This is a genomic window from Saccharothrix sp. CB00851, from assembly GCF_001905065.1.
GTDB lineage: Bacteria > Actinomycetota > Actinomycetes > Mycobacteriales > Pseudonocardiaceae > Actinosynnema.
Window position 1 is genome coordinate 19,604 of the sequence record NZ_LWLC01000018.1, and the last position, 18,218, is coordinate 37,821.

Sequence of the window (18,218 nt, forward strand, 5' to 3'; positions counted from 1 at the left end):
TTCACGGCGTCGAAGCCCTCCGCGAGGCGATGAGGGCTTCGACGCCGTCCAGCAGCAGCCGCAACCCGAACTCGAACTTGTCACCCGTGTACGGCGCGACACCCGCCCGCATGGTCGTGACCAGCGCCGGGTACGGCTCGAAGTCGACCAGCTCGCCGAGCACGGCGTCGCGCTCGCGCACCTCGTCGGCGGTCGGCTCCTTCGCGTCGAGGCTCAGCCTGACCTGGCCGCGCACGTAGGCGTCGACCGACTCGACCACTGCCATCTTCTCCGCCTCGGTCAGGCCGGTGCCCTCCAGCACGCGCAGCGCCGAGTCCATCCACCGCAGCAGGTTCGGGCCGGGCGCGACCGCCTGCGCGACCAGGTTGAGCACCCAGGGGTGCTTGCGGTAGCCCTCGTGGTCGTTGCGGGCCCACGCCTCCAGCTTGGCCCGCCAGTCGCCCGGCCAGTCGTTCGGCAACGGGTCGTCGGCCCCGATCGCGTCCGCCATCAGGGCTTCCAGCTCGGCCTTGCCCGGCAGGTAGGTGTAGAGCGACGCCGTACCGACGCCCAGCTCGACGGCCACCCGGCGCATGGACAGCGCGGCCAGGCCCTCGGTCTCCGCGATGTGGATCGCGGCGGCCACGATCCGCTCCGTCGTCAGGCCGCGCCGGGGTCCACGTGCGGGGCGGCGGGCGTCCTTCCACAGCAGTTCGAGCACTCGCCGCTGCGCGTCGTCCTTTGCCTCCATGGTGAAACTCAGTATACCGTTCGGAGTTGTACGAATGGTGTTCGAAGTTTCTTGGGGGTGCCGTGGACCGGGGGATGGAACGCGAGCGGCGCACGTTGACGGCGGCGACGCTGGCCAACGGGCCGACCGAGCTGATCGACTTCGTGCTGCCGCTGTGGGCGGGCGCGGCCATCGGGCTGAGCGCGACCGAGGTCGGCGTGCTGATGGCGGTCGAGATGGCGTTGTCGGTGGTGGTGCGGCCGCTGGCGGGCGTGCTGGCGGACCGGTGGGAACGCCGGTACACCGCCGCCGCGGGCGCGCTGCTCTACGCGCTGTCGTGCGCCGGGTACGCCATCGCCGAGAGCGCGCCGCCGGCGTACGGCGCGGCGGCGGTCGGCGGTGCGGGTGGCGCGCTGCTGTGGGTGGCCGTGCGCGCGATCGTCAGCGAGCGGCTGGCCGAGGACACCGCCGTGTTCCCGCGCCTGCTCTCCGCCCAGGAGACGGGCTCGTGGGTGGCGTTCGTGGCCGGGATGGCACTCGTGGGCCGCATCGGGTACGCGGGGCTGTTCTGGGGGTGCGCGGCGGCCTGCGTGGCGGCGGCGGTGTTCCTGCTGGTCGCGCCGCGACGGCGGGAACGCGGTGGGCAGGGCGCGGCGGCGGCGGGGCTGGGCGCCGTGGGCAAGCGGTTGCGGCCGATGCTGTTCGCGGTGGTGATGACCATGGCGGCGGAGGCGGCCGTCGGGTTGCTGCTGCTCCTGCACCTGCAACGGGGGTTCGGTCTGGAGCTGCAGGAGGTGGCGTTCGTGTTCCTGCCCGGCGCGATCGCGATGAGCGCCGCCGCCGAGTACCTGCACCGGTACGTGCTGCGGTTCGGCAGGCGGTTGGTGCTGACGGGCGCGTCGCTGGCCAGCGGGGTGTTCGCGGTCAGCCTGGCGTGGGCGCCGAACCCGTACGTGATCGCGGGCCTGTGGGTGCTGAGCGGGCTGGCGTGGGCGGCGGTGATGCCGGTGCAGCAGGCGGTGATCGCCGAGGCGGCGGACGGGCAGGTGGGCCGGGCCATGGGCGTGTACGAGGCGGCGTGCCTGGTCGGCGCGCTGATCGGCAGCGTGGTGGCAGGTGTGCTGTACGACGGTGCGCACTGGTGGGTGGCGTGCGCGGTGGCCGCGGTGATGATCCTGGCGGGCGCGGTGGTCGTGCCGCGGGCCGTGCGGCGACTCGGAGTGGCGGACATCCCGGTCGTCGAGGCCCGGTAACGCGGACGGGCCGCCGGGTGCGTGTGCCCGGCGGCCCGTCCGTTCAACGACTGCCGGGGGCGTGCCCGGCGGCCGGAGGTGTTACTTCGGTTGCGGGAGCAGGTCGGCGGGGACCGCCTCGTCCTTCTCCAGCGCGCCGAACAGGCGCAGCGCGTTCGTCCGGTCCCACTGCACGACCGAGCCCGCGCCCGGCACGGTCGGCGTGCCACCCACCGGCACGGTGACCGTGTCCACTCCCCCACCCATCGCGAACGCCATGCCCGCGAGGTGGTGCAGGTGGTCGTCGGAGTTCACCGAGATCGAGTCGGTGCCCGCGAACAGCAGCGGGAACGCGCGGAACGGGTTGGCCAGCGTGCCGAAGCTGGTCGCCTTGTCGGTCAGCGCGGCGAGGAACTTGCGCTGGTTCTCCACCCGCTGCAGGTCGGCCGTGGCGAACGCCCGGGAGCGCACGAAGCCCAGCGCCTGCGCGCCGTCGAGCTCCTGGCAGCCCGGCTGGAGGTCCAGGCCCGCCAACGGGTCCTTCATCGGCTCCTCGATGCACATGTCCACGCCACCGACCGCGTCCACGATCCCGGCGAACCCGCCGAAGCCGATCTCCATGTAGTGGTCGATGTGGATGCCGGTGGCGCCCTCGACGGTCTGCACGAGCAACGACGGCCCGCCGAAGGCGAACGCCGCGTTGATCTTGTTCTTACCGTTGCCCGGGATGTCCACATAGGAGTCGCGAGGAACACTCACCAAAGTGGACTTCCCGGAACCCTCCGGGATGTGCAGCAGCATGATGGTGTCCGTGCGCCGACCGCCGGCGTCACCGGTGGACAGGTCCTGCTTCTGCTCCTCGGTCAGGTCGTCGCGCGCGTCCGACCCGACGAGCAGCCAGTTGGTGCCCGGTGTGTCGGCCGGCCTGCCCTCGTAGTCGGTCAGCGCGTCGATCCGGCGCAACGACCCGTCGACGTAGAACCACATGCCGACGCCCAACGCCAGCAGCAGCACCAGCACGACGCCGATGATCCGCCCGAATCTCGGCTTGCGACGGCGTGGCACGGGACGTCCCGCCGGCTGGTGGGCGACCTGCTGCCCGTACCCGCCGGGCCCGTAGCCCTGCTGCGGCCCGCCCTGGGGCCTGCGCTGCCGCGGTTGCCCGCCCTGTCGGTATCCGCCCTGCTGATACCCGCCCTGCTGGTATCCGGCGTTCATCAAGCGACCCCGTCCGTGTGTCGGTCACTGCTCGCACCTAAAGACGCGGTGCGCGGCAAGAGGTTGCCACCCTAGTGCCACGACCGGCAGCCTTCGCCCCGTGTTCCGCCGGTCGGACGGGTGCATCGGGGTGCCGGACCCACGTCCCCATCCGACCAGGATGGGGACGTGAATCCGGTGCCGCGAGGCGCCCCGCTGAGCGCCGGAAGACGAGGTGAAGGTCGCCGGTCGTGGCACTACCGGTCGGGTGGCAGCACGAGGGCGGTCAGCAGGCGGTCCAGTTCCGCTTCCGGGTCGTCGGTGAGACCGGTGTGCGCGGGCGAGGTTTGGACGATCGTGCTGCGCGGCGCGGTGAGCCAGCGGAACCGTTGGCCGGGTGTCGTGCGGGAGACCGGTCCCGCCGTGGCCGCGCCGTCGCACGACAGCCCCAGGTGGTCCAGGGTGGCCCGCAGCACCTCGACGTCCAGGAACGGGTCCAGCGCCAGCACCCGGCGCTCGTCCACGTGCACGCGGGCGCCCAGGAAGTCCAGGTCCTTGCAGTAGACCAGCACACCGACGTTGACGCACTCGCCGCGCTCCTGCCTGGGCACGGCGCGCAGCAGCGCGTACTCAAACACGTGCGGCACGGGCGGCCTCCAGTGCGTCGACCCAGGTCCGCGGCGCGGCCAGGCGTGCGGTGAAGAACGTCCCATACGCCTCGCGCACGGCCGCCGGTGTGCCGAACGCCTCGTCCTGCGCGAGCCACGCGTCGGGCACCAGCGCCAGCACCTCGCGCACGAGGTCCGGCGTCACGCGGGCGGTCAGCTCGGCGTCCACCTCGGCCAGCTCACCCGCGAACGGCAGCATCAGGTGGTCGGCCGCGTCGAACCGGTAGGTGGCCGCGGGGAACCTCTCCGGCCGCCACGAGTGGTGGAAGTACAGCGAGGCGCCGTGGTCGATCAGCCACAGCTCGCGGTGCCACAGCAGGGTGTTCGGGTTGCGCCAGCTGCGGTCGACGTTGAGCGTGAGCGCGTCCAGCCACAACAGCCGGGCGGCGGTCTCGGCGGACGGCTCGCGCACCACCGGGTTGTAGTCGAACGAGCCGGGCAGGTAGTCCAGCCCCAGGTTGAGCCCGCCGCTGGCCTTCAGCAGCTCCTGCACCTCCTGGTCCGGCTCGGACCGGCCCAGCGCCGGGTCCAGCTCCACCAGCACGATCTCGGGCACCCGGAAGCCGAGGCGGCGGGCCAGCTCGCCGACCACGATCTCCGCGATCAACGCCTTCACGCCCTGGCCCGCGCCGCGGAACTTGAGCACGTACATGCCGAGGTCGTCGGCCTCGACCAGGCCGGGCAGGGAACCGCCCTCCCGGAAGGGCGTGACGTAGCGGGTGGCCGCGACTCGACGCAGCCCAGGTGTGGCATTCACGCCCGGCATCATGGTCAATCGGAGGCGGGCACCGCCAACCGGTTACCGGACGCGGCGTCGGTCAGCGCCGGCAGGTAGCCGGACTCCTGGCCTGCCCGGTTCGGGTGGTACGACCGGTCGACGGGGACCAGGACCAGGCCGTTCAGCCACGAGTCGTCGGCGCACACGCCGTGGTCGTCGAACGCCTCCCGAACGTCGGCGAAGGTGAACCCGGCCGCCTTCGCCCGATCGCCCGTCACCTCCGCCAGCGCGTCGGCCGCCCGGTTCACCGCCGTCCGCTTCGGCCCGCTCATCAGGCACCACGTCTCGAACGAGAACAGCCGCGGGTAGCCCAGCACGACCACCTCGGCCGACGTCCGGTCGCGCACCACGCCGTACACCTCGTCCAGGCGGCCGGGCAGCTCGTCCCGGATGAACCGCACGGCCACGTCGACCCGCTGCACGCACTCGTCGTCCTCGCCCAGCGTGCACGTCGTCATCACGTCGCTGAAACCGGCGTCGTTGCCGCCCACCGTGATGGTGACCAGCGTGGCGGACGGCCTGATTCGCTCCGCCTGCCCGGCCACGTCGGCCGTCCGGGCGCCGGCGCACGCGGCGAACACCAGCGCCGCGCCGTTGCGCTCCGCCCACAGCTTCGGGTACGCGTGCGGACTGCGCCGGCAGTCGTCGGACGCCTCGTCGCCCGCGCCGAGGCCCGCCGCGTAGGAATCACCCAACGCGACGAGCTCCGGCGCGACCGGTGCCGGTACCACGGACATCAGCAGTGCGAGCGCGAGCATCTTCATGCTCTCGGCCTACCACTGTGGACAGTCCCGCCGGCCGAAGTTGACCCGTCCGGAGTTACCTCGTCAGTGCGACGCAGACCGGGATCGGGGACGCCGTCGTGCCCGTCTGCCGCAGCTCGCCGGTGGCCCGGTCGACCGCGAACGTGGTGATGTTGTCGGAGTTCTGGTTGGCCGCGAGCAGGAACCGGCCGGACGCGTCGAGCGTGAGGTGCCGGGGGAACTTCCCGCCCACCGGAGTGGCCTCGACCAGCCGCAGGACGGCGCCGCCGCGTTCCACCGCGAACACGGCCACGCTGTCGTGGCCGCGATTGGACAGGTAGACGAACCGGCCGTCGCGCGACACGAGGATCTCGGCCGGGTAGTTGCGCGGCGTGGTCGGCGTCCCGGCGGGCAGGGTACTCACCTTCGGGCCGGGCGTGAGCACGCCACGGTCGTACGCCGCCACCACGATCGTGGAGTCGAGTTCGTTGGCGATGTAGGCGTACTTGCCCGACGGGTGGAACGCCAGGTGCCGGGGACCCGCCCCCGCGTGCACGCGCGCCGTCGCCGCCGCGGTCAGCTTGCCCTCGTCGCTGAGCCGGTAGCTGTACACCGAGTCGGTGCCCAGGTCGACGGCGAGCACGAACTCGCCGGTCGGGTCCGGCAGCACCTGGTGCGCGTGCGGCCCGTCCTGTCGGTCCGGGTCCGGTCCCGCGCCGGAGTGCACGACCAGGTCCGTCCGCTCGCCCAGCCCGCCCTCGCGCAGCACCGGGTGCACGGCCACGCTGCCCGAGCTGTAGTTGGCCGACAGCAGGAAACCTCGGTGCAGCACCAGGTGGCACGGGTCCGCACCGCCCGTGGACCGGCTGCCCACGACCTTCGGCACGCCGTCCGCGCCGACCGCCAGCGCGGTCACCTCGCCGTCGGACTTCTCGTTGACCGCGTACACCCAGCGGCCCGCGTCGATCACGAACGACGGGTTGGGCACGTCCGGCACCACGCCGGTGACGCGCAGCACACCCGTCGCCGGGTCGTACGCGCCGAGCCCGAGACCCGTGCCGCCACCCGCCCAGGACGTGTAGGTGCCCAGGTAGGCGCGGGCCTCCTTCCGCCCGTGGTCCGGTCCGTCCGCTCGCGCCACGCCCTCGGTCATCAGCAACCCCGCTCCCACGCCAACGGCCCCCAGGAACCGCCGCCTGTCCACAACCACACCGAACCTCCGCTCGACCGCCCGCGGCGGTTCCCACAGTGGCCTGCACCACTGTGAACAAGCAAGAGGCGCAACGAAGATTGCGTCTAGCGCAACGGGTCGGCTTCCCGGAGCCGTGCCAACTCGACGGCCGGATCGTACGAGGGTCGCGGGTACTCGGGCGCCAGTCCCCGCAGTGCTTCCAGCAGCAGCCGCGCCACCGCCCAGTTCCGGTACCACTTGCGGTCCGACGGCACGGCGTACCAGGGCGCGACCGGCGTCGAGCACTTCACCAGCGCGTCGTGGTAGGCCAGCTGGTAGCGGGAGAACTTGGCCCGCACCTCCAGGTCGCCGGGGTTGTACTTCCAGTGCTTGAGCGGGTCCTCCAGCCGGGCGATCAGCCGCTCGCGCTGCCGTTCCGGCGAGATGTGCAGGAAGCACTTGACCGTCGTCACGCCCTGCTCGGCCAGTTCCGCCTCGAACGCGTTGATCTGCCGGTACCGGCGCCGCCACTCGGTCGACGGCACGAGGTTGTCCACCCGGGCGACCAGCACGTCCTCGTAGTGCGAGCGGTCGAACACGCCGATGTAGCCCGGCGGCGGCACCTGGCGGCGGATGCGCCACAGGAAATCGTGCCGCAGCTCGACCCGGGTCGGCTTCTTGAACGAGGCGATGTGCAGGCCCTGCGGGTTGACCAGGCCCGCGACGTGCCGGATCGTGCCGCCCTTGCCGGAGGTGTCCATGCCCTGGAGCACCAGCAGCACCCGCCGGTTCCCGCCGCCCGTGCCCTCGGCGTACAGCGCCTCCTGGAGCCGGTCCAGCTCCTGGCCGATCACCGCCATGTCGGCGGCTGCCTCCCGTTTCGACTTCGGCCCGATCGGCGTGGCGGCCGGGTCGACCTTGGCCAGGTCGAAGTCCTCCGGTCGCACCCGGAAGGCGTCCGATATCGACTGGACCTGCGCGGACTTGTCGGCCATCGTCGGAGGGTAACCCGCCGATCTTGGCCGTGCCGATTGCGCAACAGATCACCGCGAAACCGTTCGATTGCGCAACGAACATGACGGACGCGCAACGCCTGACGGATGAAATCGCTGGCGCAGGCCCCTTACTGTGGTGACATGACCGCCATGGCCGCAGCACTGAGCTCCCGGGACTTCATCGCGCTCGACGAAGAATGGAGCACGCACAACTACCACCCGCTGCCGGTCGTCATCTCGCACGGCGAAGGCGCGTGGGTCACCGACGTCGAAGGCCGCCGCTACCTGGACTTCCTGTCCGGCTACTCATCGCTGAACTTCGGCCACCGCCACCCGGAGCTGGTGGCCGCCGCGGTCGACCAGCTCGGCCGCGTCACGCTCACCAGCCGCGCGTTCCACCACGACCAGTTCGGGCTGTTCTGCCGCGAGCTGGCCGAGCTGACCGGCACCGAGATGGTGCTCGCGATGAACTCCGGCGCCGAGGCCGTCGAGTCCGCGATCAAGGTCGCCCGCAAGTGGGCCTACCGGGTGAAGGGCGTGCCGGACGGTACGGCCGAGATCGTGGTCGCCGGGTCCAACTTCCACGGCCGCACCACCACGATCGTCTCGTTCTCCACCGACGAGACCGCGCGCAGCGACTTCGGGCCGTTCACGCCGGGCTTCAAGGTCGTCGAGTACGGGTCGCTGGACGCGCTGCGCGGGGCGATCACCGAGCGGACGGCCGCCGTGCTGCTGGAGCCGATCCAGGGCGAGGCGGGCGTGGTCGTGCCGCCTGCGGGGTACCTGGCGGGCGCGCGGGCGCTGTGCGACGAGCACGACGTGCTGCTGATCGCGGACGAGATCCAGTCGGGGCTGGGCCGCACGGGCGACCTGCTGGCGTTGGACCACGACGGCGTGCGCGCCGACCTGTACACCCTGGGCAAGGCGCTGGGCGGCGGCATCATGCCGGTGTCGGCGGTGATCGGCAGCCGGGCGGTGCTGGGCGTGCTGCGGCCCGGTGAGCACGGGTCGACGTTCGGCGGGAACCCGCTGGCGTGCGCGGTCGGCCGGGCCGTGGTGCGGCTGCTGGCGACCGGCGAGTTCCAGCAGCGGTCCCGCGAGCTCGGCGCCCACCTGCACGCGCGGCTGGGCGAGCTGGTCGGGCGCGGTGTGGCCGAGGTGCGCGGGCGCGGGCTGTGGGCCGGTGTCGAGATCGCGCCCGGCGGACCGCGCGGGCGGGCGGCGTCGGAGGCGCTGGCCGGGCTCGGCGTGCTGTGCAAGGAGACCCAGGACACCACCCTGCGCGTCGCTCCCCCGCTCGTCATCACGCGCGAGGAGTTGGACCGGGGTGTGGACGCGATCGGCGCCGTTTTGGGCACTGTGTCCGATTGACCCACTTCGCATCCGACTGGACCGAGCACGCAGCGTTAACGCAGGTCACAGACGTGTCGAGGCGCACGTATCCGGCGGGTGCGTGACGCATCCTTACCCGCATGGGTGAACGCAAGCGGGCTCAGGCGGCCGTCGCGCTGGGACAGTGGGTGGAGCCGGACGAGGTCCTGGCGCGCGGGCGCGAGCTGCGGGTGGCGGTGAGCCACGAGGCGCACCGCAAGATGCCGCTCGCGCCGGACCGGCCGTCCGTGGCCGAGTTCCTGGACGCCTCGAACTCCGGTCGGCTGCCACACCTCGTACCGCTGAGGATCGGCCGGATGCTCGTCTCGCCGTTCGCGTTCTTCCGGGGCAGCGCCGGGCTCATGGCGGGCGACCTGGCCGTCGGTGCGCGCAGCGGGCTGGACGCACAGCTGTGCGGTGACGCGCACGCGGCGAACTTCGGCCTCTACGGCACGCCCGAGGGCCGGATCGTGATGGACATCAACGACTTCGACGAGACGCTGCCCGGCCCGTGGGAGTGGGACCTGAAGCGGCTGGCGACGTCGCTGGTGCTGGCCGGTCGGGAAGGCGGTGTGTCGGAGAAGGGCTGCCGTGACGCCGCGTCCGACGCGGTGCGGGCCTACCGGGGCGCGGCGCGGCACCTCGCCGAGATCCCGTTCATGGAGTCGTGGAACGCGCTGGGCGACGAGTCGGCGTTGTCCAAGACCAAGGCCGACGACCTCATGGACGCCTTCACCAAGGCCTCGTCCAAGGCGCGCAAGAACACCAGCGCGCGGGTGGCCGCGAAGTGGACGCGGCGCGAGGGCGAGCACATCCGGTTCGTCGAGGACCCGCCCGTGCTGTCCCGGATCTCGCCCGAGGCGGCCCGGTCCGTCGTGGACGCGCTGCCGTCCTATGTGGACACGCTGCGGGAGTCGCGGTACAACCTGATCATGCGCTACAGCGTGTCGGACGTGGCGTTCCGCGTGGTCGGCACCGGCAGCGTGGGGTGGCGCAACTACCTGGTCCTGTTGCACGGCAACGGTGCCGAGGCGCTGGTGCTGCAGGCGAAGGAGGCGCGGCCGTCGGCGCTGGCACCGTTCCTCGGCGCGCCCGCGGTCAAGCACGAGGGCAAGCGGATCGTGCACGGCGCGCGGCTCGTGCAGGCGGAGACCGACATCCTGCTCGGCTGGACCACGATCGACGGACGGGACTACATCGTCCGCCAGTTCCGCAACCGCAAGGGCGAGATCGACGCGACCACGTTGAAGCGGGACGACCTGGACGACTACGGCAGGCTGGCGGGCGCGCTGCTGGCCCGCGCGCACAGCCGTTCGGTCGACCCCCGGCTGCTGGCCGGGTACTGCGCGGACGGCGAGGAGCTGGACTCCGCGATCGCCCGGTACGCGCTGGACTACGCCGACCGGACGTGCGCCGACCACGAGGCGCTGGTCGCGGCGGTCAGGTCGGGTCGGCTGCCCGCTGAACGCGAATGACCTGCCGGGCCACCAGGTACAGCACCACGGCGTTGAGCACGTGCCAGAAGTAGTGCGTGCCGCTCGGCCAGTCACCGCACAGGGGCTGGTCGAGCGTCCGCAGTGTCACCGACACGACGAACACGCTCGCGGCCGCCGCCAGGTCGTGCCACGGCATCCGGCGGGCCACCGCGATCACCGTGGCGACCAGCAGGCTCAGGAACGGCGCGAGGTAGATGCCCGAGCCGCCGGGCACGAGGGCGCCCAGCGGCGCGACGGCCACCGCGAGCACGACGAACGCGGGCGCGGCCAGCCAGGCGAGCGCCCACCGGACGTTCAGGTAGTAGTGCGCGAACACCACCAGGTACCAGATCACGTAGACCGCGATGAAGCCGACGTCGAAGAAGTTGGTGAGCGTGTCGGCGACCGTGTGGAAGCTCAGGCTGCCCAGCCCCACCAGCGCGAGCAGCACCGGCAGCGCCCGCAGGCTCTTCGGCCCCGGCCGGTGGCGCCACCACAGCAGGGCCGCCGCGATCAGGAACGCCGCGTTGCTCACGGCGTTGAGCGGCTCGGCCCACAGACCGGGCGCCAGGCGTTCGCAGTACGCGTCGATGTCGTCCACGGGCGGAGTTCTACCGGTTCAGGGTGAACACCGGGAGTGCCGGCGCGGCGCCGGGGCGCTAAGTTGGCTCAGGTGGACTCCCTTGGGGTGGACTGGATCGGGCTGATCAGGCACGGCGAGAGCACCGGCAACGTGGCGAGTGAGGTCGCGGAGTCGGCCGGCCACGAGGTCATCGAGATTCCCGAGCGCGACCCGGACGTGCCGCTGTCGGCGCGGGGCGAGCGGCAGGGCCGGGCGCTGGGCCGGTGGTTCGCCGCGCTGCCGGACGAGCAGCGGCCGGACCTGGTGGTGTGCTCGCCCTACCGGCGGGCCATCGACACCGCGCGGCTCACCGTGTGCGGGCACCACCCGCGGGCACGGGTGGACGAGCGGCTGCGCGACCGTGAGCTGGGTGTGCTGGACCTGCTGACGACGCACGGCGTGGCCGAGCGGTACCCGGAGGAGCGGGCGCGCGAGCGGCGGCTGGGCAAGTTCTACTACCGGCCGCCGGGCGGCGAGTCGTGGGCGGATGTCGCGTTGCGGCTGCGGTCGCTGCTGCGTGACTTGGACGGGCGGCGGGTGCTGCTGTTCGGGCACGAGTTGCAGGCGTACCTGTTGCGGTACTTGTTGGAGTGCCTGCCCGAGCCGGACCTGGCGGCGTTCGCGCGCAATACCGTGGTGCCCAATGCCTCGGTGACGTCGTGGCGGCGGGAGGAGGGGGTGTGGGTGCTGGAGCGCGAGTTCGAGACCGAGCACCTGGTGGAGGCTGGGGTCGAGCCGACGGTGACGGAGGATGCGGCGACTCGGGCGCCGGAGCCGAGTGCGCGGTGAGGGCGGCTGTCGGGTTGGGTCAGGCTCGATTTGACATGGGGCCCCTTACGAGTACTCCAGGCTGGCCAAAGCCGGGTAGGCCTGGCGGATAAAGCGCCCGCCAAGCCTGCCCGGCTTCGACCAGCCTAAAGCACTCGAACCCCACGTAAAATCGGGCCTTTTGTGGTCGGGTGGCGGGTCCGATGTGGGTGCGGTAGCCGGGTGGCGGTCGAGTCTTCGGCTCACGTCGCGGGGGTTTATCGGGCGCGGTTGACGCGGGTTTCGTCCCAGACCGGCTCGTCGACCTCGACCACGTGGCCGTCGGAGCGGAACAGCAGGAAGCGGTCGAAGTTGCGGGCGAACCAGCGGTCGTGGGTGACGGCGACGACGGTGCCGGTGAAGCCTTCCAGGGCGTCCTGCAGTGCCTCGGCGGAGTTCAGGTCGAGGTTGTCGGTCGGCTCGTCCAGCAGCAGCAAGGTCGCGCCGGACAGTTCGAGCAGCAGCACTTGGAAGCGTGCCTGCTGGCCACCGGACAGGGTTTCGAATCGCTGGTCGCCCTGCTTGCCCAGGCCGTAGCGGCTCAGCACGGCCATCGCGGCACCCCGGTCGAGGCCCTTGCGACCGTCCTCGCCGTGCCACAGGACGTCGACCAGCGTGCGGCCGATCCACTCCGGGTGCTGGTGGGTCTGCGCGAACAGGCCTGGCACGACCCGGGCACCCAGGCGGCACACGCCGGTGTGCGCGACGTCGCCGCCGCCGAGCAACCGGAGGAAGTGGCTCTTGCCGGAGCCGTTCGAGCCGAGCACCGCCACCCTGTCCTGGAAGAAGATTTCCGTGTCGAACGGTGTCATCAGGCCGGTCAGTTCGAGGTTCTCGCAGGTGATGGCCCGTACGCCGGTGCGGCCGCCGCGCAGGCGGGGCGTCACCTTCTCGTCGGTGGGCAGCTCGGGCGGTGGACCGGCCTCTTCGAACCGCTCCAGCTTGGCCCGCATGACCCGGTACTTGGCCGCCATCACCTCGCTGATCCGCGCCTGGATCTGCAGCGTGCGGACGAGTTCCTTGAGGTGGTCGTGCTCCTCGTTCCAGCGGCGGTGCAGTTCGGCGAGGCGTTCGATCCGGGACGTGCGGGCGGCGTGCCAGGTGCCGAACGAGCCGGCGTGCGTCCACGCGGAGTGCGCCTCGACCGTGACGACGTGCGTCGCGGCCACGTCGAGCAGTTCCCGGTCGTGGCTGACGAGCAGCACGGCCTTGCCGGTCTCGCGCAGCCGGTCCTCCAGCCACCGCTTGCCCGGCACGTCGAGGTAGTTGTCCGGCTCGTCCAGCAGCAGCACCTGCTCCGGACCGCGCAGCAGCGCTTCGAGCACCAGCCGCTTCTGCTCGCCGCCGGACAGCGTGCGGACCTCGCGGAACCGGGCCCGGTCGAACGGCACGCCCAGCGCGGCCACCGTGACCGTGTCCCACAGCACCTCGGCGTCGTAGCCGCCGACCTCGCCCCACGCGGTGATCGCGTCGGCGTAGCGCATCTGGGTCGGTTCGTCGTCGGTCTCCATGAGCTGGAGCTCGACCTCGTCCAGCGCCTGGGCCGCGGCGCGCAACGGCGCTGGTGACGCGGCCAGCAGCAGGTCGCGAACGGTGCTGGAGTCCCGGACCGAGCCGACGAACTGCGGCATCACGCCCAAGCCGCCCTGCACGCGGACGCTGCCCGCGGTGGGTGTCAGCTCGTTGGACAGGATTCTCAGCAGGGTCGTCTTGCCGACGCCGTTCGCGCCGACCAGGGCGACCACGCTGTTCGTGCCCACCTTGAACGACACGTCGCGGAACAGCTCGCGACCGTCGGGCAGGCGGAAAGCGAGGCCGTTCGCGTCCAGGTATCCCACCCGCGCATGGTCGGCCATGGCCGCTGCCGATGGCCAGCGGATTAGGCCGTACCGGCGCTTGGTGACGCGGCTCCCAAGGCACCGACGAGGTCGCGGGCCTTCAGCGGATGAGCTCGCTGTCGGCCCGGCGGAAGGGTGGCACGGTTCGCGATGGCGTGCGTGGGCGACCACACGGCCAGGGTGCACCCGGTGCCGTGACGGGGACCGTTCACCGCCAGGTGTAGCCGCGCATCAGCAACAGCAACGAGCCGAACCCGAGGGACGCGAGGGCCGGGCCGAACGCGCCGAGGAACAGCAGCAGCACGCCCAGGCCCGCGAACGTGGCCACGAGGGCGTAACCGAGTACCGCGTGCCGGGGTTTGCCGGCGACGAGCGCCGAGGCCAGGCCCGGCTCCTCGTCCGCGAGTCTGCTCTCGATCTCACTGAGGGTGCGGCGTTCCGCTTCGCTCATCACGGGCGGTGGATACCCGGCGGCCCGCCCCCAAAACCACCCCCTGAGCAGGCAAGATCAGCGTGACAGCGCCACCAGTCGCGATACCGCCCGCAGGTACTTCTTGCGGTAGCCGCCGCGCAGCATCTCGGCCGTGAACAGCTCCGAGAGCGGCTCACCGGACACCGCCACCGGGATGTCGCGGTCGTAGAGCCGGTCGCCGAGCGCCACCAGCCGCAGGGCCACCGCCTGGTCGGGCGCGGGCCGGACGTGGCGCAGGTGCACCGCCGTGACGCCGTCCACCAGCCTGCCGTAGCTCGACGGGTGGATGCGGGCCAGCGCGTCGCACAGGTCGGCGAACTCGTCCAACGTGCTGCCGGGCGTGCCCTGGGACTTGGCCACCAGGTCCTCGTCGGCCATCGGCGGCGGCGCGTCCGGCAGGCCGCGGTGGCGGTAGTCGGGGCCGTCGACCCGGACCACGGTGAACTTCGCCGACATGGACTGGATCTCGCGCAGGAAGTCGGCGGCGGCGAACCGGCCCTCGCCCAGCTTGTCCGGCAGGGTGTTCGACGTGGCCGCGACCGACACGCCCGCCGCGGTCAGCTCCTTGATCAGCCGGGTGACCAGCATCGTGTCGCCCGGGTCGTCCAGCTCGAACTCGTCGATCGCGAGCAGCTTGTGCGCCGACAGCCTGCGCACGGTCTCGCCGAAGCCGAGCGCGCCGACCAGGTTGGTCAGCTCGACGAACGTGCCGTAGGCCTTGGGGCCGGGCACGGCGTGCCACACGGAGGCCAGCAGGTGGGTCTTGCCGACGCCGAACCCGCCGTCGAGGTAGAGGCCGGGCTTGGCGTCGTCGTCACCCGACCGCTTGAACAGCCGGCCGATGAAACCCCGGCTGCCGCCCTCGGACACGCGTTCGGCGAACTCCCGGCACGCGCGCACCGCCGCCGCCTGGCTCGGCTCGTCCGGGTTGGGCAGGTAGGTGTCGAAGCGGACCGCGTCGAAGCGGGGCGGCGGGACCATCGCGTCCACCAGCTCGTCCGCGGCGACGTGCGGGGTTCGGTCGGACAGGCGCGGCGGGGCGGACATGACCGGATCGTAACGGCGTGCTGGGATGTGGCGGTGCGGATGTTGTGGCCACCACGTGACGGCGAGATCACCGACGACGAGCTGGAGCGGCTGTACGACTACCCGGCCGGGCTCGACCGGCCGTGGGTGCAGGTGAACTTCGTGTCCAGCGTGGACGGTGCGGTGTCGGTGGCCGGGCGGTCCCAGGGGCTGGGCAACGACGCCGACCACAAGGTGTTCATGCTCGGTCGCGACCTGTGCGACGTGGTGCTCGTCGGCGCGGGCACGGCCCTGGTCGAGGGCTACCAGGGCGTCAAGGCGGGCGAGGTCCGCGCGTCCCGGCGGGCCAGGCTGGGCCTCGCGCCCGTGCCACCGATCGCGGTGGTGACGGGGCGGTGCTCGATCCTGCCGACGTCGACCCTGCTGACCAGCACGTCCGTGCCGCCGATCATCCTCACCACGGCTGCGGCCCCTCGGGAGCGGCGCGACGCGCTGGCGGCGGCGGGCGCGGACGTCGTCGTGGCCGGTGAGGAGACGGTGGCCATGGACCTGGCGCTGGCGGCGTTGGACGAGCGCGGGCTGCGCCGGGTCGACTGCGAGGGCGGGCCGCACGTGTTCGGCGCGCTGATCGACGCCGACCTGGTGGACGTGCTGTGCGTGACGTTCTCCCCGCTGCTCGCGGGTGGTGACGCGGGCCGGATCGCGGTGGGCCCGCTGCCGCCGTCACCTCGGTCGATGGAGCTGGCGTCGGTGCTGCACGCCGACAGCGCCCTCCTCCTGCGGTACCGGAAGGTGACACCCGATCCGGTGGCGTCCGGCGCATCGCCGTCCTGATCCGGCTACGGTCCGCCTCCGAACGGGCACGCACCGATTCGGAGGTTCCGCCGTGGCTCAGAGCTCCGCCGTCAAGCCGGACACCGGCACCGCGCGTCCGGCCGACGACACCGAGTTGGGCCGGACCACGATCGCGTCGTCGGTCGTGCAGAAGGTCGCGGGCATCGCGGCCCGGGAGATCTCCGGCGTGCACGCCGTGGGCGGGGGTGTCTCGCGGGCGTTCGGCGCGCTGCGCGAGCGGATCCCGGGCGCGGGCACCGCGAGCACCGCCGGCGTGGCCGTCGAGGTGGGCGAGCGGCAGGCCGCGGTCGACCTGGACATCATCGTCGAGTACGGCGCGAGCATCGTCGACCTGGCCCGGGCCGTGCGGCGCAACGTGATCGGCCAGGTCGAGCGGATGACCGGGCTGGAGGTCATCGAGGTCAACATCGCGGTCAACGACATCCACCTGCCCGAGGACGACGAGGAGACCGCGCCGACGGCCGGGTCGCGGGTCGAGTGACGGACGTGGCGGAGGACGTGGAGGCGGCGCTGCTCGCCCACCCGGACGTGACGCGGCTGGACGGCGCGGTCGCCTCCTACCTGCCCGGGCGGCGGGTGGACGGCGTCCGGGTCGGCGACCGGGTCGAGGTCGCGGTGGTGCTGCGGCCGGACCGGCCGATCGCCGAGGTGGTGTCGGAGCTGCGGGCGCACGTGACGCGGGTGACCGGCCGCGCGCCGGTCGACGTCACCGTGGCCGACCTGGAGGTGGAGGGCGGATGAGCGCCACGCAGACGGGCCTGCTCGCGGGCTTGGTCCTGGGCTTGGCCGCGACCGGCGGGTTCACCGCGTTCCTGGTGACCCTGGCCGTCGGGGTGATCGGGCTGGTCGTGGGCCGGGTCCTCGACGGTGAGCTCGACCTGGGCGACCTGCTCGGCCGGGGCCGCGACAAGTGACCGGCCCCGACCAGGCGGAGGGGTCGCTGGAGATCCACCCGACCGTCGTGCGGAAGGTGGTGGCGCACGCCGTCCGCCAGGTGCCCGGCGCGGAACCGGACGCGGCGGTGAAGGTCGGCGAGGCCGACGGCGACCTGGACCTCGTGGTCAACCTGGCGTTGCGCTACCCCGCGCCCGTCCGCACCGCCGCCGCGGACGTCCGGCGGCACGTCACCGAGGAGGTGCGGCGGATCACCGGGTACCGGGTCCGGTCGCTGGCCTTGACGGTGTCCGCGCTGCGCGCCCCGACCCGGCCGCGGGTGATGTAGGTGCGGGTGCTGCTGCGGGTGCTGTCGCCGTTGCTCGGGCTGGCGCTGGCCGGCGCCGGTGCGCTGCTGGTCGTCGCGGTGGTCCGGCACTGGACCGGGCGCGCGTGGTCGTTGCCGGACTGGTCCTGGGGTGACCGGCCGGTGCTCGTCCTCGGCGCGTCCCTGGCGGTCGGTGGCCTGTTCCTGCTGGTCCTGGCGTCGCGGGCGGGGGTGCGGCAGGTGTGGATGGACGACCCTGCCGACGGTGTCCGCGTGGTGACCACGCCGACGTCACTGGCGCGGGTGGTCGGGCACCGCGTGCGGGCGGAGGACGGTGTGCTGGACGCGTCGGTCAGCGCGTCGCGGCGCAAGGTGCGGGTCCGGGCGAGGAGTCGGGTGCACGACGAGGCGACGTTGCGGCCCCGGCTGCTGGAGGTGGCCCGGGCGGCGCTGGCCGACCTGCCGCTGCCCGTGCGGCCGAAGGTGTCGGTCGTGGTCATGTCGCCGAAGGACCGCCCGTGAACCGCTCGAACCGCGTCGAACGCGTGATGGCGGCCGTGCTCGGCGCGCTCGCGCTGCTGGTCGGCGGCGCGGCCGTGCTGCTGCACCGCTTCGACGTCGACCGGCCCGTGCTGGACCCGGTCGTGCTCGACTGGTTGCGCCGGCACCTGCTGCCCGTCCGGCTCGGGCTCCTCGCGCTCGGCCTGGTGGCCGTGGTCCTCGGGCTGTGGTGGGCGTGGCGCGCGATCCGCCCGGAACGGCACCCCGACCTGCACCTGGACGACGTGGTCGTGACCGCCAAGGCGCTCGCGGCGGCGGTGCGGGCCGACGCCGAGCAGGTCCACTGCGTGGCCGGGGCGAAGGTGTCCGTCGTGGGCACGCCCGCGCTGCGGCTGCGGCTGACGTTGCGGCACGGCGCGGACGTGACCCGGGTGTGGCGTGAGCTGGACGACCGCGTGCTGTCCCGGGCGCGCACCGCGCTCGGCGTCGACGTGCTGCCGGCTGCGGTGCGGCTGGATCTGGCCAAGAGGGAGCGCCAACGCGTGCGCTAGACCGGT

The 18,218-nt window shown here is 72.5% G+C and carries 22 protein-coding genes; 11 read left to right on the forward strand and 11 right to left on the reverse strand.

Features of this window, described 5'->3' with window-relative positions; all coding sequences use genetic code 11:
* Window position 1: 1 nt before the first annotated feature.
* The gene (locus A6A25_RS18685; protein ID WP_073891829.1) at window positions 2–730 is read right to left on the reverse strand and encodes a TetR/AcrR family transcriptional regulator; all 729 of its coding nucleotides are present in this window, start codon (window positions 728–730) and stop codon (window positions 2–4) included.
* A gap of 74 nt (window positions 731–804) precedes the next feature.
* Here A6A25_RS18685 and A6A25_RS18690 point away from each other — a divergent pair, with 74 nt between their 5' ends.
* Window positions 805–1,962, forward strand: a complete 1,158-nt coding sequence (locus A6A25_RS18690; protein ID WP_073891830.1) for an MFS transporter — start codon at window positions 805–807, stop codon at window positions 1,960–1,962.
* An 81-nt stretch (window positions 1,963–2,043) separates the two neighbouring features.
* Here the strand turns inward: A6A25_RS18690 and A6A25_RS18695 are convergent, their stop codons facing one another.
* From A6A25_RS18695 to A6A25_RS18720, 6 genes are all read right to left on the reverse strand, one after another.
* Window positions 2,044–3,159: an LCP family protein gene (locus A6A25_RS18695; protein ID WP_083668444.1), complete on the reverse strand. Its 1,116-nt coding sequence runs from the start codon at window positions 3,157–3,159 to the stop codon at window positions 2,044–2,046.
* 236 nt (window positions 3,160–3,395) lie between these two features.
* Window positions 3,396–3,785, reverse strand: a complete 390-nt coding sequence (locus A6A25_RS18700) for a DUF3037 domain-containing protein (RefSeq protein WP_073891833.1) — start codon at window positions 3,783–3,785, stop codon at window positions 3,396–3,398.
* A complete protein-coding gene (locus A6A25_RS18705; RefSeq protein ID WP_241828781.1) occupies window positions 3,769–4,563 on the reverse strand; it encodes a HipA family kinase in 795 nt (264 codons plus the stop codon). Before A6A25_RS18705 ends, A6A25_RS18700 begins: the two co-directional genes overlap by 17 nt.
* A 14-nt stretch (window positions 4,564–4,577) precedes the next feature.
* Entirely contained in the window at window positions 4,578–5,348 is a 771-nt protein-coding gene (locus A6A25_RS18710) for an SGNH/GDSL hydrolase family protein (RefSeq protein WP_073891835.1), read from the reverse strand.
* A gap of 55 nt (window positions 5,349–5,403) precedes the next feature.
* Window positions 5,404–6,480 carry a lactonase family protein gene (locus tag A6A25_RS18715; protein ID WP_241828782.1) on the reverse strand — a complete coding sequence of 359 codons (1,077 nt, stop codon included), beginning with the start codon at window positions 6,478–6,480 and terminating at the stop codon, window positions 5,404–5,406.
* Window positions 6,481–6,623: 143 nt separating this feature from the next.
* Window positions 6,624–7,493 (reverse strand): PPK2 family polyphosphate kinase, encoded by an 870-nt coding sequence (locus A6A25_RS18720; RefSeq protein ID WP_073891838.1) that lies wholly within the window; start codon window positions 7,491–7,493, stop codon window positions 6,624–6,626.
* Window positions 7,494–7,634: 141 nt separating this feature from the next.
* Between A6A25_RS18720 and rocD the strand changes: the two genes are divergently transcribed.
* Together rocD and A6A25_RS18730 are read left to right on the forward strand one after the other, a co-directional pair.
* A complete protein-coding gene (rocD, locus tag A6A25_RS18725; RefSeq protein ID WP_073891839.1) occupies window positions 7,635–8,864 on the forward strand; it encodes an ornithine--oxo-acid transaminase in 1,230 nt (409 codons plus the stop codon).
* 101 nt (window positions 8,865–8,965) lie between these two features.
* Window positions 8,966–10,339 carry a DUF2252 domain-containing protein gene (locus A6A25_RS18730; protein ID WP_073891841.1) on the forward strand — a complete coding sequence of 458 codons (1,374 nt, stop codon included), beginning with the start codon at window positions 8,966–8,968 and terminating at the stop codon, window positions 10,337–10,339.
* On the opposite strand, the gene A6A25_RS18735 is transcribed toward A6A25_RS18730, so the two are convergent.
* Window positions 10,305–10,940, reverse strand: coding sequence for a hypothetical protein (locus A6A25_RS18735; protein ID WP_073891843.1), 636 nt, complete (start codon window positions 10,938–10,940; stop codon window positions 10,305–10,307). The two genes, A6A25_RS18730 and A6A25_RS18735, sit on opposite strands and share 35 nt — an antisense overlap.
* Window positions 10,941–11,012: 72 nt before the next feature.
* Between A6A25_RS18735 and A6A25_RS18740 the strand changes: the two genes are divergently transcribed.
* Window positions 11,013–11,750 (forward strand): histidine phosphatase family protein, encoded by a 738-nt coding sequence (locus A6A25_RS18740; RefSeq protein WP_073892024.1) that lies wholly within the window; start codon window positions 11,013–11,015, stop codon window positions 11,748–11,750.
* 236 nt (window positions 11,751–11,986) lie between these two features.
* Here the strand turns inward: A6A25_RS18740 and A6A25_RS18745 are convergent, their stop codons facing one another.
* From A6A25_RS18745 to zapE, 3 genes are all read right to left on the reverse strand, one after another.
* Window positions 11,987–13,606 carry an ABC-F family ATP-binding cassette domain-containing protein gene (locus A6A25_RS18745; protein ID WP_073891845.1) on the reverse strand — a complete coding sequence of 540 codons (1,620 nt, stop codon included), beginning with the start codon at window positions 13,604–13,606 and terminating at the stop codon, window positions 11,987–11,989.
* Window positions 13,607–13,814: 208 nt separating this feature from the next.
* Window positions 13,815–14,057: a DUF3040 domain-containing protein gene (locus tag A6A25_RS18750; protein WP_073891847.1), complete on the reverse strand. Its 243-nt coding sequence runs from the start codon at window positions 14,055–14,057 to the stop codon at window positions 13,815–13,817.
* A gap of 57 nt (window positions 14,058–14,114) precedes the next feature.
* On the reverse strand, window positions 14,115–15,125 hold the full coding sequence (zapE, locus tag A6A25_RS18755) for a cell division protein ZapE (RefSeq protein ID WP_073891849.1): 1,011 nt from the start codon (window positions 15,123–15,125) through the stop codon (window positions 14,115–14,117).
* A gap of 39 nt (window positions 15,126–15,164) precedes the next feature.
* Between zapE and A6A25_RS18760 the strand changes: the two genes are divergently transcribed.
* From A6A25_RS18760 to A6A25_RS18785, 7 genes are read left to right on the forward strand one after another with little or no spacing between them, the layout of a single operon-like run.
* On the forward strand, window positions 15,165–15,938 hold the full coding sequence (locus A6A25_RS18760; protein WP_073892025.1) for a pyrimidine reductase family protein: 774 nt from the start codon (window positions 15,165–15,167) through the stop codon (window positions 15,936–15,938).
* Between the two features lie 52 nt (window positions 15,939–15,990).
* The gene (locus A6A25_RS18765) at window positions 15,991–16,440 is read left to right on the forward strand and encodes an Asp23/Gls24 family envelope stress response protein (RefSeq protein ID WP_073891850.1); all 450 of its coding nucleotides are present in this window, start codon (window positions 15,991–15,993) and stop codon (window positions 16,438–16,440) included.
* 5 nt (window positions 16,441–16,445) lie between these two features.
* Window positions 16,446–16,700 carry a hypothetical protein gene (locus A6A25_RS18770; RefSeq protein WP_241828783.1) on the forward strand — a complete coding sequence of 85 codons (255 nt, stop codon included), beginning with the start codon at window positions 16,446–16,448 and terminating at the stop codon, window positions 16,698–16,700.
* Window positions 16,697–16,873 carry a hypothetical protein gene (locus A6A25_RS43100; RefSeq protein ID WP_143193247.1) on the forward strand — a complete coding sequence of 59 codons (177 nt, stop codon included), beginning with the start codon at window positions 16,697–16,699 and terminating at the stop codon, window positions 16,871–16,873. The genes A6A25_RS18770 and A6A25_RS43100 overlap by 4 nt, the downstream gene beginning before the upstream one ends.
* Complete coding sequence (locus A6A25_RS18775) at window positions 16,870–17,181, forward strand: Asp23/Gls24 family envelope stress response protein (protein ID WP_073891854.1); 312 nt, start codon at window positions 16,870–16,872, stop codon at window positions 17,179–17,181. Before A6A25_RS43100 ends, A6A25_RS18775 begins: the two co-directional genes overlap by 4 nt.
* Window positions 17,182–17,682 (forward strand): DUF6286 domain-containing protein, encoded by a 501-nt coding sequence (locus A6A25_RS18780; RefSeq protein WP_073891856.1) that lies wholly within the window; start codon window positions 17,182–17,184, stop codon window positions 17,680–17,682.
* Complete coding sequence (locus tag A6A25_RS18785; RefSeq protein ID WP_241828784.1) at window positions 17,679–18,212, forward strand: alkaline shock response membrane anchor protein AmaP; 534 nt, start codon at window positions 17,679–17,681, stop codon at window positions 18,210–18,212. The genes A6A25_RS18780 and A6A25_RS18785 overlap by 4 nt, the downstream gene beginning before the upstream one ends.
* The last annotated feature ends 6 nt before the right edge of the window (window positions 18,213–18,218 follow it).

What these genes read in the sequence shown, in the direction of transcription:
- A6A25_RS18730 (WP_073891841.1), top strand. Translation starts at nt 8,966, where the DNA reads ATGGGTGAACGCAAGCGGGCTCAGGCGGCCGTCGCGCTGGGACAGTGG.
- A6A25_RS43100 (WP_143193247.1), top strand. Translation starts at nt 16,697, where the DNA reads ATGAGCGCCACGCAGACGGGCCTGCTCGCGGGCTTGGTCCTGGGCTTG.
- zapE (WP_073891849.1), bottom strand. Translation starts at nt 15,125, where the DNA reads ATGTCCGCCCCGCCGCGCCTGTCCGACCGAACCCCGCACGTCGCCGCG.
- A6A25_RS18750 (WP_073891847.1), bottom strand. Translation starts at nt 14,057, where the DNA reads ATGAGCGAAGCGGAACGCCGCACCCTCAGTGAGATCGAGAGCAGACTC.
- A6A25_RS18715 (WP_241828782.1), bottom strand. Translation starts at nt 6,480, where the DNA reads ATGACCGAGGGCGTGGCGCGAGCGGACGGACCGGACCACGGGCGGAAG.
- A6A25_RS18690 (WP_073891830.1), top strand. Translation starts at nt 805, where the DNA reads ATGGAACGCGAGCGGCGCACGTTGACGGCGGCGACGCTGGCCAACGGG.
- A6A25_RS18685 (WP_073891829.1), bottom strand. Translation starts at nt 730, where the DNA reads ATGGAGGCAAAGGACGACGCGCAGCGGCGAGTGCTCGAACTGCTGTGG.
- A6A25_RS18760 (WP_073892025.1), top strand. Translation starts at nt 15,165, where the DNA reads ATGTTGTGGCCACCACGTGACGGCGAGATCACCGACGACGAGCTGGAG.
- rocD (WP_073891839.1), top strand. Translation starts at nt 7,635, where the DNA reads ATGACCGCCATGGCCGCAGCACTGAGCTCCCGGGACTTCATCGCGCTC.
- A6A25_RS18720 (WP_073891838.1), bottom strand. Translation starts at nt 7,493, where the DNA reads ATGGCCGACAAGTCCGCGCAGGTCCAGTCGATATCGGACGCCTTCCGG.
- A6A25_RS18710 (WP_073891835.1), bottom strand. Translation starts at nt 5,348, where the DNA reads ATGAAGATGCTCGCGCTCGCACTGCTGATGTCCGTGGTACCGGCACCG.
- A6A25_RS18695 (WP_083668444.1), bottom strand. Translation starts at nt 3,159, where the DNA reads ATGAACGCCGGATACCAGCAGGGCGGGTATCAGCAGGGCGGATACCGA.